Source organism: Agrobacterium sp. 22-226-1 (assembly GCF_053522345.1).
The window spans coordinates 382,206-395,351 of sequence record NZ_JBNWCP010000001.1; the positions used below are offsets into that span (position 1 = coordinate 382,206).

Consider the following 13,146-nt stretch of genomic DNA (forward strand, 5'->3'; position numbering starts at 1 on the left):
CTTCTTTTTTGCAGGTTTTTCACTACCTTGAAGACGTGAAACACACCGAGTCTCCCATTTCCGGCACCCATGTCGGCGCTTTGCCCCTTCCATTCCAGAAATGGTTTGTCGAAAAGGGGTGGTCTCCGCGCGCGCATCAATTGGAGCTGATGGCGCGGGCGCGCGGCGGTGAGAACATGCTGCTGATCGCGCCCACCGGCGCCGGCAAGACGCTGGGCGGCTTCATGGCTTCTCTCACCGATCTGGCGGAGCGCGGCAAGGTGCCGGCGGGCTCGGGCTTCGTAGGCGTGCACACGCTCTATATCTCGCCGCTCAAGGCGCTGGCGGTGGATATCGAACGCAACCTCACCAGACCCGTCTCCGAAATGGGTCTGTCGATTTCCATCGAGACCCGCACCGGCGATACGCCGCAGGGCAAACGCCAGCGCCAGAAGGTCAAGCCGCCGGATATTCTGCTGACGACGCCGGAGCAGGTCTCGCTGCTGCTCGCCAACAAGGAGGCCGAGCGCTTTTTCCGCGATCTGAAATATGTGGTGCTCGACGAGTTGCATTCGCTCGTCACCTCCAAACGGGGCCATCTGCTGGCACTGGCGCTCGCCCGTGTGCGCCGGCACGCACCCGATGTGCGCTTCATCGGCCTTTCGGCCACGGTGGCGGAGCCGATGGATTTGCGCCGTTATCTCGCACCGCAGGGGCAGGATGAGCCGCCCGCCGGCCTCATCACCGTCGAAGGTGGGGCAAAGCCGGATATCTCCATCCTGAGCACGGAAGAGCGTATCCCATGGTCCGGCCATTCGGCACGTTACGCCATGAAGGATTTGTACGCCGCGCTGAAAGACCACCAGACGACGCTGATCTTCGTCAACACCCGCTCGCAGGCTGAGCTGATCTTCCAGGAACTCTGGACCATCAATGACGACAATCTGCCGATTGCACTGCATCACGGTTCGCTGGATGCCGGCCAGCGCCGCAGGGTGGAAGCGGCCATGGCGGAAAACAAATTGCGCGCCGTCGTCGCCACCTCCACGCTCGATCTCGGCATAGACTGGGGCGATGTCGATCTCGTCGTGCATGTCGGCGCGCCGAAGGGCGCAAGCCGTCTTGCCCAGCGCATCGGCCGCGCCAATCACCGCATGGATGAGCCGTCAAAGGCGATCCTCGTTCCCGCCAACCGCTTCGAGGTGATGGAGTGCCGGGCAGCCCTTGATGCGAACTATATCGGCGCGCAGGATACGCCGCCGATTGCCGAGGGCGCGCTCGATGTTCTCGCCCAGCACATACTTGGCATGGCCTGCGCCGAGCCCTTCGATGCGGATGATCTCTATCGTGAAGTGACCAGCGCTTCGCCCTATGCCGACCTGCCGCGGACTACCTTCGATAGGGTGGTGGATTTCACCGCCACCGGCGGTTATGCGCTGCGCACCTATGAGCGTTACGCCCGCATCCGCCAGATGAAGGACGGCCACTGGCGCGTCTCCAATCCGGCGGTCGCGCAGCAATATCGCCTGAACCTCGGCACCATCGTCGAGGCGGCGGAATTGAACGTCCGCATGGTCAAGCGCAATGCCAAGGGTACGGTCGGGCGCGGCGGCATGTCGCTCGGCAAGGTCGAGGAATATTTCCTTGAGCAGCTGGTGCAGGGGGATACCTTCCTCTTCGCCGGCAAGGTGCTGCGTTTCGAAGGTATCAGGGAGAATGAATGCCTGGTCTCGCAGGCCTTTTCCATGGACCCGAAGATACCCTCCTATGCCGGCGGCAAGTTCCCGCTCTCCACCTACCTAGCGGATCAAGTGCGCTCCGTGCTGGCAGACCCGACGCGCTGGCATACGCTCCCGGATCAGGTGCGCGACTGGCTGGCGATCCAGAAGGAAAAGTCGATCATCCCCAAGCGGGATGAGTTGCTGGTCGAGACCTTCCCCTTCCGCAAGCGCTTCTTCATGGTCATGTATCCCTTCGAGGGACGCTTGGCGCACCAGACCCTCGGCATGCTGCTGACGCGGCGGCTGGAACGCGCGGGCGCAAAACCGATGGGCTTCGTCGCCACCGATTATTCGCTCGCCATCTGGGCCATGGAAGATATCGGCAGGCGGCTGAAATCCCGCCGCCTTTCGCTTGCGGACCTGCTGGACGAGGACATGCTGGGCGACGATCTGGAAGCGTGGCTCGACGAATCCTTCATGCTGAAGCGCACCTTCCGCAACTGCGCCGTCATTTCCGGCCTGATCGAACGCCGCCATCCCGGCAAGGAAAAGACCGGCAGACAGGTCACGGTCTCCGCCGATCTTATTTATGACGTTCTTCGCAGCCATGAGCCGGATCATATCCTGCTGGAAGCGACGCGGCGCGATGCCGCAGCGGGACTTTTGGACATTGGCCGTCTTGGCGATATGCTGAAGCGAATCAAGGGCCACACCACCCACCGCGCGCTGGAACATGTCTCGCCGCTTGCCGTTCCGGTCATGCTGGAAATCGGTCGCGAGACGGTGGCGGGTGAGGCGATGGACGATGTGCTGGCCGAGGCCGCAGACGAGCTGATCGCCGAGGCCATGTCCTGAGACATCTGGGCGGAATGAAGGAACAAAGGTAAAAGTGCTGAGCCGGCTGACATTGAGCGACAGGTTTTCCAATGGCTTCGAATGCCTCGGCAGCGAAACCGCCATCAATGGCGTCGCCGCCTGGTGCGATCCTTTGGGCGGGCTTTACCTGCCGGACCTGTCGCTACTCGTCGTTTCCGACCTGCATCTGGAAAAGGGCGCGGCCTTTGCAAGGCGCGGACGCATGCTGCCGCCTTACGACACCATTGCCACGCTTAAAATCCTCTCCTCCCTCGTCAGCCGTTACGATCCGAAGATCGTGGTCAGCCTCGGTGATAATTTCCACGACCGCGTCGGTTCCGAGCACCTGCCGCTGCCGTTGCGCGAGCTCATCCGCGACATGGCCCGTGGCCGCGAATGGATATGGATCAACGGCAATCACGATCCCGACGGCACGGTCGATCTACCGGGCTCTTCGGTGGACGAAATGTTTTACGGCACTCTCGTCTTCCGCCACGAGCCGAAGCCGGGCGATGCCGCCGGCGAGATCGCCGGGCACCTGCATCCCTCTGCCACGGTCCGCCGCCGTGAAAAGACGGTGCGGCGGCCCTGTTTCGCCACCGACGGTTCGCGTCTGTTGATGCCGGCTTTCGGGGTGATGAGCGGCGGGCTGGATTTGCGGCACAAAGCCATGCGCGGCCTGTTCGATCATGCCGCTCTCGTCGCGCATCTGATGGGGAGGGACCGCATCTATTCGGTGCGGTTTTCAAATCTTCTCGGCTGAGCGTATTTTCCGGACGTAAAACCGCAACGCAGCTTTACTGGAAATGCCCTATTGCCGGTAGACCAGCACCGGTATCTTCGAATTCTTCAGTACCTTGGCCGTGACGCTGCCGAGCAGCATTTCCACGAAGCTCCTGCGCCGGTGCGAGGCCATGGCGATGAGATCGCAGCCGCTCCTGTTGGCGGCTTCGATGATCGCCTCGTCGGGCCTTCCCGCCCGCGCCAGCAGCGCTTCGCAATCCAGCCCCATGGAAGTGGCCTGCGCCTGCGTATCCCTCAGCAGATGTTCCGCTTCCTCGCAGCGGTGGAATTCTTCTTCGGCGATGGCGGCAATGTCCTCGACATCGCTGGCAATCACGTGAAAGGGTTCCGATACCGTCACGACGGTCACCTTTGCGCCTGCCTCCTTGGCGAGAGCGAACCCTTGGTCGATTGCGATCTGCGCCAGCGGCGAGCCATCGGTGGGAATGAGAATGTGCTTGAACATGACATTTCTCCTTTTCATCCCGGTCACAACCACACATGCTCGCCTGGAGCTGCACGTATGATTGTAACGCCTTGAATTTTACTGCAAACCGATGACGGAAGCGAATGCTATCTTTGCCGGCAAGGGCGGCAGACGCTCTCTTTTGCGGGATGAAAACCGATCAGTCCTTGCGGAAGATTATGCTGGCGCCCCAGCCGGTCACGACGGCGAGCAGAACGCACAGCGCACCATAGGCAAGCGGCGTCTGATGCGCGGCGTCGGTGATCGCCTGTTCCATGCCGGTCTTGACGACGCGCAGTTTCAGTTCGCGCTGGGCGATGAATTTGCCGCTCTTGAAGAGATAGGCGCGTGCGGTGTGCACGCCGTTCGGCACGTTGGCCGGCAGGCGCAAAGTCGCCCAGAACAGGCCGGTGCGTTCCAGCCGCACCCCGGTCGTGTCGTTGCGATAGATGCCGCTCGAAAGCTTCAGACGCCGATAGGCTTCCTGAAAATCGAAGACATTGTCGGGCACGCCGGAAAAGACCGCGCTTTTCAGTGACAGATGGTCGACGCCAAGCCCCATGGCGCGGAGCGTTCCGGGCGAAGCGACGTCGCTGATATTGCGCGTGCTGGCCATGGAATAGGATTCCGGCAGCGGCGTGAAGGTGATGGCGCTGGTATTGATCCAGATGCCCGCCACACGCTCCTTCTTGCGCACGGTCATATAGTCGCTCGGCCCTTCCAGCGTCACGACGATGTCGTATTGCCCGATGGCGAGCAGCAACTGGTCGGTATTGTTCAGCGCGCCGAAAAGCGTGAAATCCGCGCCGCGAAAATCGGAAGCAATGGGAATTTCGGTCGTCGACGCGCCGATTTCGATATTTTCCAGCAGGGATCGCTGCTGCGGGCCGGGCGGCAGGGCAAGCGGCGGCGTCTGGGCCGAGGCGGTCTGCCCGAAAGTGAGACATGAGGCCAGTGCAAGGGCGGCAAGCAGCAAATGGCGGGTCAATAACCTAACCCCCCGACGGCAACCGAAAACAGGTCTTCCGGGCGCACCACTAGCGATACGGCAAGGCGAAGCGCAACAGCGAGAACGAGAAGCGCAAGCAGGGCGCGCAGCTGTTCGCCGCGCAGTTTCTGGCCGACGCGCACGCCGTATTGCGCGCCGATGACGCCCGCCACCATCAGGATGAAGGCCAGCACCACATCGACGGAATAGTTGGTCGCCGCCTGAACCACGGTCGTATAGGCGGTTACGAAAATGATCTGGAACAGCGAGGTGCCGACAACCACGCTGGTGGGGATGCGTAAGAGATAGATCATCGCCGGCACCATGATGAAGCCGCCGCCCACACCCATGATCGAGGTGAGGATGCCGATGCCGAAACCCAGCGTGACGATGGGAATGATGCTGAGATAGATCTTCGATTTCTTGAACCGCATTTTCAGCGGCAGGCGGTGCACCCAGTTGTGGTGGCCCGGCCGGCGCAGCGTCACGGTTTCGTTGCGGGCGGCGCGGCGAAGCGCCGAAATGCTTTCCTTCAGCATCAGCCCGCCGACGGTGCCGAGCAGTATGACGTAAAGGAGCGATACGATGAGATCGAGCTGGCCGATGCTGCGCAGGAAAGAGAATATCCACACGCCGACCGTCGCCCCAACCAGACCGCCCACAAGCAGCACGCTACCGAGCTTGACGTCGAGCGTGCCGCGCCGGAAATGCGTGATCGAGCCTGACACGGAGGAGGCGACCACCTGGTTTGCACCCGTCGCCACGGCCACCACAGGCGGAATATTGTAGAAAATCAGAAGCGGCGTAATCAGAAAACCGCCGCCCACGCCGAACATGCCGGAAAGAAAACCGACGGCCGCGCCCATGCCGAGAATGATGAAAATATTCACCGACAGTTCTGCAATCGGCAGATAGACAGTCACGGCTCGGACCTCGGGCAAATGGTTCCGGGCGGCAGGGCTTGTCCGGGTGAGGGGGCCGCGCCGCGATTTACACTTTCTGTCTGAAAAGACCGGGCATGCCCGGCCTTCATCCGTCATGCCCGCGAGGGCCTGACCTGTCAACATTCAACGGTAAATACGTTGATAATTTGGAAAGATAGCGGCCGTGTGTCGGCAGCCGGCCACATTCCTGCGCCGGGCTGAGCGAAAGCGGCCAAGGGGCCGCTTCGCCGGTTCTCGAATGTTTATTTGTTGCGGGCGAGAAGCGCGGTCACCAGCTCGTTGGTAATGCGGCCGTCCGGCGTCTGGCCCACGGACTTCTGGAAGTCCTTGATGGCCGTCACGGTGTTCTTGCCGAGCTTGCCATCGGGCTGGCCGGCGTCAAAACCGTTCTTGTTCAGGATCGCCTGAATGTTGCGGATCGCCTTTTCCATGTCCACGGAGGCGGTCTTCACACCCTCCTTGCCGGCCCATTCCTCGGGCGGGTTGACGCTGTTGGCGTCTTCCGAAAGCGGCTTGACCTTCCAGGCGTCCACCTTGGCCTTCGCACTCTGAAGCTGCTGCGGGTTCAGGGCCCCTGCCACTTCGTCGCGCTTTTGGGCGGCGTCCGCGTCACCGTCTCTGGCGGCGATGGCGAACCACTTGTAGGATTCTTCGATATCCTGCTTCACGCCGCTGCCGCGGGCATAGAGAATGGCGAGGTTGAACTGGCTGTCACGAACGCCGAGGTCGGAAGCCTTGATGAACCATTGCGCGGCGGCAGCGAAATCCGGCTGGCCGGCCGCATCGGAAGCGAGCAGGACGGCGAGATTGTGCATGGCACCCGCATTGCCCTGTTCCGCGGCCAGGGTGTAATAGCGCTTGGCTTCGGGAAGGTTGCGTTCGACGCCGTTCGCCTTCTCGTAGAGATTGGCGAGACGATATTGCGCGGGTGCAAGGCCGCGATCAGCGGCGAGCTTGTACCATTTTGCCGCCTCGGTGCGGTCGGCGGCAACGCCGCGGCCATCGGTGTAGCGCGCTGCGATCTCGAACAGCGCCTGCGTGTCGCCCTTGGCGGCAGCTTCGGCAAGCGATGCCGGCTCGATGCCGGCGGGAACGGTGATGGCGTCCTGGGCGGGAACAGCCGTGGCTGTGACCTGTACCGGAGCCGAAGGTTCGTTCTGCGCGACGGTGCCGGAATTTGCCGCATCCACGGCGGGAACGTCGGCAACCGGCGGCTCGTCAGGCAGCGGTGCGCCGCCGACGGTGCGGGGATCGATGGTGTTTTCCGCCGGTGCGGTGTTTTCGATGCTGTCAGCGGATGCGGCCTGTTCCGGATCGATAGCGAGATCGGACGGAATGGTCACGGCCTTGTCGCCGGTTTCGGGAAGCGCGGAGACCGGGCCATTGTCCTGCTTCTGCTCGATGACCGGCGCCGGAGCTTCCGCGCCGCCGATCAGCGTCTTGACGAGCGGCATGGCCATCATTGCCAGAAGAATGGCGCCGATGCCGAGCAGCAGCGGGCGGCGATAGCGCGAAAGCCCCGATGCCTCGGCCTTGCGGCCCTTCTTGCCGGTATCAAGCTTCTCCGGCGATGTTTCCATGGCGGCGGCCTGCGCCGCACGACGGGCGGCGGCAATGAAATCCGTCCGTCCTTCGGCGTCTGCGGCCTTGCCGCTGGCGGCCACCTGGCTGGCGCGCACGCGCTCGAGGATTTTCTTGATATCGGGCGCACCCGAACCCGGCTCCAGAAGTTCGTTCTCCTGACCCGCCGGCAGAACGTCGATCGGATCGAGCGACGGGGCGGGCTCGACCTGCGTGCGGGCGGAGGAGGAGGCCGATACGGGTTCTTCCGCGGCTTTGACGGTCTTTGCCGTACCCGTCTTGAAACGCTTCGTCAGGCCGGCAAGCAGGCTCTTTTTTTCCGCCTTCGCGGGCTTTGCCGCAGCGGGAGGCACGATGGCATCCCCATCTTTCCCGTCGGCGTCGAGAATGGCCTGTTCTTCGGCGATATAACCCTCTTCCGGGAAGATGGCGGCCGGCATGGACACATCTTCGTGCGCGGTGGCCGACACAGGCTTCGCAACGTTTCGGGGCGCGGCCTCTTCGCGGTAGACGGGGGCATTGTCGAGGTTATCCAGCCGGCCGGCGATCTGCACCAGCGTCTCGTGCAGCGCTTCGAATGTGCGGTGCGTGCGCTCTTCGGTGTTGCGGCTCAAGGCTTCGAGATTGCGCAGATCGGTCGCAAGATCGGTCAGCATGGTCATGTCGGCAAGGTTTGCGCCGGCCGAGAGATTGTTGCGGGTATAGGCGTCCAGAACGGCCTCGGCCGCCTGCCGGGCTGCCTCGATGATATATTCGTCGTTGGACGCCATGTAGTCTTCGATGGCCGCCATGCGGGCATCGAGTTCAGGCGGCATGCCCGCGGCCTGCATCTGCACCGGCTGGCTGATCAGCGTCGAGAGATGGGCGATCTGGTTTTCGAGGCTTGCCAGCGCGTCGCTGTCGGCGGGCGCGGCATGGGCGGTCTCGTCGAGACGGGCGGCAATATTGCCGAGCCGCTCTTCCAGACGCGAGAAGGCGCTTTCGCTGAGGCCCGATGCCGGCTGCGGCTGGCTGTAACGATAATCGAGGTCCTCGATCCGGCGCGAGAGCAGGTCGAGCCGTTCGGCCAGACCGTCATTGACGGCGCCGTGATCCAGCGCATCGATTTTGCGGGAAATGTCGCTGAGGAAAGACGTCAGCTCCGCCTGTTGCGAGGGGCGCTGCGAACGCTCCAGAAGCAGGGAAAGCTGGTCCAGCCGCTCATGCAACTGGGCGGCGTCGCGGGCGGTGCTGAGTTCGTCGATCTTGCCGGCCAGCGCTTCAAGACGGGCGGTCAGGTCCAGCGCCGGTTCAGGTTTTGCGGCGGCAAGGCGGTTGATGTCGCCGAGCTGTTCGGCAAGGCCGTTCAGCCGGTTTTCCAGACGCTGCGCCAGCGCATTGTCCGTTGCCTGCGCATTGGCGCGCGTGCCGGTTGCGGCAATGGCGCGGCTGATTTCGTCCAGCCGCTGGTCGAGACCGGAAAACTGTTCGGTAAAGGCCGCTTCGTTCGGCTGCATGTGCTTGCCGAGCTGCTCCACGGCGCTGGCAATGGCGATCAGCTTGTCTTCGAGCACGCGCACGGCCGGATTGTTGCTCATGCCGCCGAGCTGCGTCTTGATGTCGTCGAGACGATAGGCGAGCGAAACGATCTCATCCTGTAACGCGCCGGCGTCAAAACCGCGCAGCGTGTCTTCCACATTGTTCCAGCGGCTTTCGATCCGGTGCACGCTGTCTTCGCGCGCAAGCTGATCGATCGTCAGGCGCAGGTCCTCGAATTCATTGCGCAGCCCGTAGGCATCGGGAGATGCCAGATTGCCAAGCTGGTCGATGCTGCCGGCCAGCCGTGCGATATCGTCGCGCAGATCGCCGATGAACTGCTGGTCTTCCGCCACCGCGCGAATATTGCGGATCTCGGCGCGCAGGCCCTGCGCTTCGCGGGCAACGCCCTCGGCAATGTCGTGCTTCAGCTCATGCCGCAGATTGACGAGCGCCTGTGCGATTTCCTGCAAGGCTGCATCATTGCGCTGCGGCTCCTGATAGGGCGGGATGGAACGCTCGCGCGGTGCGGGAGCGGCTGTTGCCTGCTGCGCGTCCCTCGGCCGGTATTCCGGTGCAAGCGGTCTGGTAATCGTCCGTTCCGGGCGGGCGGCGGATTCCTGCGGGCGCTGGAAGCTCGCCTCGAGAAGGCGCTGGCGCTGGCGGATTTCGTTGACGGGATCGAGCTGCGGCGGCGTGACGGCGGCGCGCGCGGCATAAGCCTCGCTTTTCGTTTCGGGCTGAGCGCTCGCGGCCCGGGGGTCGCGCGGGAACTTCTGGCTCATCAGCCCTTCGATACGGGCTTCAAGGCCTTCAATGGTGCGATTGAGCGCATCAAGAGACGATCTGTCGCTTGGCTGTTGGGTTTTCGATCGCAATCCGTTCATCTTTTCGCTCGCTTCGCTTCCGCCCGCCGTGCCCGGTTATCTGTCGCGACGTTGCCTGTCTGGACACGCCGTCGCCGCAACATGCAGCAATCCTAGAGCCAGTATTCGCCCCCGTTGAGGAAAATGCGCCGGAGTACGAAGCAGTTACCTCTGTCGGGAGAATTCACGAAACGTGGTAAAGAAGTGGTTAACTATGGTCGGAATTTTTTAACTTTTACGGCAGGCGACAGCCTTGCGCCGGGCCGGAGGTCCATTCCGCGAAAAAGGAGAAGGATATTCCGCTGAAATTTATTTGACGTTTACGCGCACGTCAAATATTGTCATCCCATATCGGCCGGATTATCGCCGGCGCCCACGGTGCGGAGGAACATCGGTAATGCCTGTTTACAAGGCCCCAGTTAAAGACACGCTTTTTATCCTGAACGACGTTCTCGGCCTGGAGCGGTATAACAACCTGCCAGGCTTCGAGGATGCAACCCCCGACATGATCGAGGCCATTACCGGTGAAGCCGCAAAGCTTGCCGAAGAGCGGCTTTTCCCGCTCAACCTTTCCGGCGACCAACAGGGTTGCAAGCGCGCCGATGACGGTTCGGTTTCCGTGCCGGATGGTTTCAAGGATGCTTATGACGCCTATTGCGAGGGCGGCTGGATCGGCCTTGCCGTTCCGCCGGAATTCGGCGGTCAGGGCCTGCCCTATACGCTGCACGCCGCCATTGGCGAATATATGTCGTCGGCCAACCTGTCGCTGATGATGTATCCCGGCCTGACGCAGGGTGCGATTGCCGCCATTCTGGTGCATGGCACGCAGGAGCAGAAGGACACCTACCTGCCGAAGATGGTGGAAGGCACATGGTCTGGCACCATGAACCTGACCGAACCCCATTGCGGCACCGATCTCGGCATGCTGCGCACCAAGGCTGTGCCGCAGGCTGACGGCAGCTACAAAATTTCCGGCCAGAAGATCTTCATCTCCGCCGGCGAACATTCCATGACGAACAATATCGTTCATCTGGTAATTGCCCGCATTGAAGGCGCGCCGGAAGGCACCAAGGGCATTTCGCTGTTCATCGTGCCGAAGTTCCTGGTGAAGGACGATGGCACGCTCGGCGAGCGCAACGGCGTCACCTGTGGTGCCATCGAACACAAGATGGGCATTCACGGCAATGCCACCTGCGTCATGAACTATGACGAGGCGACGGGTTATCTGCTCGGCGCGGAGAACAAGGGTCTCTCCGCCATGTTCGTGATGATGAACGAGGCCCGCCTCGGCGTCGGCCTGCAGGGCCTCTCCGTTGGTGAAATCGCCTATCAGAACGCGGTCGAATATGCCCGTGAACGTATTCAGGGCCGCTCGCTTTCCGGCGCCAAGTTCCCCGACAGGAAGGCCGATCCGATCATCGTGCATCCCGATATCCGCCGCACGCTGATGACCATCAAGGCTTACAACGAGGCCGGCCGCGCTTTCCTTCTGTGGACCGCGCTGCAATCCGATATCGCCCACCGCGCCGCTGACGAAAAGCAGCGGCAGGCGGCAGACGATCTGCTTGGCCTCGTTACGCCGATCCTCAAGGGTGTGCTGACCGACAAGGGCTTTGACCACGCTGTGATGGCGCAGCAGGTCTTCGGTGGCCATGGCTACATCGAAGAACATGGCATGAGCCAGTATGTCCGCGATGCGCGTATCACCATGATCTACGAAGGTGCCAACGGCATTCAGGCGCTCGATCTGGTTGGCCGCAAGCTCGGCATGAATGGCGGCCGCGCCGTGATGGCGCTGTTCAAGGAAATCGGCGATTTCTGCGAGGAAAACCGCGCCGATGAAAAGCTGAGCCTTTACACCAAAGGCCTGAAGAAGGGCTTGAACGATCTGCAGGCCGCAACCATGTGGTTCATGCAGAACGCCATGGCCAAGCCCGACAATGCCGGTGCCGGTTCGACCGACTACATGCATCTCTTTGGCATCGTGGTGCTGGGTTACATGCAGGCGCGCATGGCGAAAGCCGCCAGCGAAGCGCTTGCAGCAGGCAGCGCTTCGGACGAGGATTACCTCAAGACCAAGCTTGTCACGGCGAAGTTTTATATGGAGCGCATCATGCCGGAAACGGCGCTGCGCAAGGCCCGCATCGAAACCGGCGCGGATACGATGATGGAACTGGCTGCGGAAGCATTCTGAGAAATCTGGCGTTCATAACGCCACAGGGAGAGAGTTATGACCGACGTATTTATCTACGACCATGTCCGCACCCCGCGCGGACGCGGCAAGAAGGATGGCAGCCTGCATGAGGTGCCTTCCGTTCGCCTTGCCGCCAAGACACTGGAAGCCCTCCGTGACCGCAACGGACTTGATACATCCACGGTAGACGACATCATCATGGGCTGCGTCGATCCCGTTATGGATGCCGGCGCGGTGATCCCGAAAGCCGCCGCCTTCGAGGCGGGTTATTCCAACAGGGCCCCGGGCATGCAGATTTCGCGCTTCTGCGCTTCGGGTCTCGATGCCATCAACTTCGCAGCCGGCAAGGTCAAGGCGGGGTCGGACGATATCGTCATCGCCGGCGGTGTCGAAAGCATGTCGCGCGTCGGCATGGGCATGTCTGGCGGCGCCTGGTATATGGACCCCTCGGTCAACTTCCCGGCCTTCTTCATGCCGCAGGGCGTGTCGGCCGATCTCATCGCCACCAAATATGGTTTCTCCCGTGACGATGTCGACGCCTACGCCGTCGAAAGCCAGAAGCGTGCGGCGCACGCCTGGGAAAAGGGCTATTTCAATAAGTCGGTCATTCCGGTGAAGGACTCAAACGGCCTGACGATCCTCGACCGTGACGAGCATATGCGCCCCGGCACGGACATGCAGGCGCTCGCCTCCCTCAACCCATCCTTCCAGATGCCGGGTGAAATGGGCGGCTTCGAAGCCGTCGGCATCATGGCCCACCCGGAAGTGGAGCGGATCAATTACGTGCACCACGCCGGCAATTCGTCCGGCATCGTCGATGGCGCGGCCGCTGTGCTGGTTGGCTCGAAGGCGGGCGGTGAGGCGATGGGCATTAAGCCCCGCGCCCGCATCAAGGCATTCGCCAATATCGGCTCCGATCCGGCGCTGATGCTGACCGGCCCGGTGGATGTGACCGAAAAGCTCCTGAAAAAGACCGGCATGTCGCTTGCCGATATCGACCTTTTCGAACTCAACGAAGCCTTTGCCGCCGTGGTCCTGCGTTACATGCAGGCCTTCGACATCGACCACGACCGGATGAACGTCAATGGCGGCGCCATCGCCATGGGCCATCCGCTGGGTGCAACCGGCGCGATGATCCTCGGCACGGTGCTGGATGAGCTGGAGCGGCGCGATCTGAACACCGCGCTCGTCACGCTCTGCATCGGCGCTGGCATGGGCACGGCGACGGTTATCGAGCGGGTTTGAGAGGCTTCG

General features: G+C 62.1%; 8 protein-coding genes. 4 read left to right on the forward strand and 4 right to left on the reverse strand.

Features of this window, described 5'->3' with window-relative positions; translation table 11 throughout:
* The first annotated feature begins 35 nt into the window (after positions 1-35).
* Together ACQZ5K_RS01910 and pdeM are read left to right on the forward strand one after the other, a co-directional pair.
* On the forward strand, positions 36-2,555 hold the full coding sequence (locus tag ACQZ5K_RS01910; RefSeq protein ID WP_448739499.1) for a ligase-associated DNA damage response DEXH box helicase: 2,520 nt from the start codon (positions 36-38) through the stop codon (positions 2,553-2,555).
* Between the two features lie 34 nt (positions 2,556-2,589).
* A complete protein-coding gene (gene pdeM / locus ACQZ5K_RS01915) occupies positions 2,590-3,318 on the forward strand; it encodes a ligase-associated DNA damage response endonuclease PdeM (RefSeq protein WP_065654494.1) in 729 nt (242 codons plus the stop codon).
* A 48-nt stretch (positions 3,319-3,366) separates the two neighbouring features.
* Here pdeM and ACQZ5K_RS01920 read toward each other — a convergent pair whose 3' ends face one another.
* The 4 genes from ACQZ5K_RS01920 to podJ all read right to left on the reverse strand — a co-directional run bounded on the left by ACQZ5K_RS01920 (position 3,367) and on the right by podJ (position 9,719).
* Entirely contained in the window at positions 3,367-3,804 is a 438-nt protein-coding gene (locus ACQZ5K_RS01920) for a universal stress protein (RefSeq protein ID WP_003522788.1), read from the reverse strand.
* A 160-nt stretch (positions 3,805-3,964) separates the two neighbouring features.
* Positions 3,965-4,792 carry a TIGR02186 family protein gene (locus ACQZ5K_RS01925; protein ID WP_035265149.1) on the reverse strand — a complete coding sequence of 276 codons (828 nt, stop codon included), beginning with the start codon at positions 4,790-4,792 and terminating at the stop codon, positions 3,965-3,967.
* Positions 4,789-5,715 carry a sulfite exporter TauE/SafE family protein gene (locus tag ACQZ5K_RS01930; protein ID WP_003522786.1) on the reverse strand — a complete coding sequence of 309 codons (927 nt, stop codon included), beginning with the start codon at positions 5,713-5,715 and terminating at the stop codon, positions 4,789-4,791. Before ACQZ5K_RS01930 ends, ACQZ5K_RS01925 begins: the two co-directional genes overlap by 4 nt.
* A 263-nt stretch (positions 5,716-5,978) precedes the next feature.
* Positions 5,979-9,719 carry a cell division protein PodJ gene (gene podJ / locus ACQZ5K_RS01935; protein ID WP_448739500.1) on the reverse strand — a complete coding sequence of 1,247 codons (3,741 nt, stop codon included), beginning with the start codon at positions 9,717-9,719 and terminating at the stop codon, positions 5,979-5,981.
* A 376-nt stretch (positions 9,720-10,095) separates the two neighbouring features.
* Here podJ and ACQZ5K_RS01940 point away from each other — a divergent pair, with 376 nt between their 5' ends.
* The gene (locus ACQZ5K_RS01940) at positions 10,096-11,892 is read left to right on the forward strand and encodes an acyl-CoA dehydrogenase C-terminal domain-containing protein (RefSeq protein WP_448739501.1); all 1,797 of its coding nucleotides are present in this window, start codon (positions 10,096-10,098) and stop codon (positions 11,890-11,892) included.
* Between the two features lie 36 nt (positions 11,893-11,928).
* Positions 11,929-13,137 (forward strand): acetyl-CoA C-acetyltransferase, encoded by a 1,209-nt coding sequence (locus ACQZ5K_RS01945; protein ID WP_448739502.1) that lies wholly within the window; start codon positions 11,929-11,931, stop codon positions 13,135-13,137.
* The last annotated feature ends 9 nt before the right edge of the window (positions 13,138-13,146 follow it).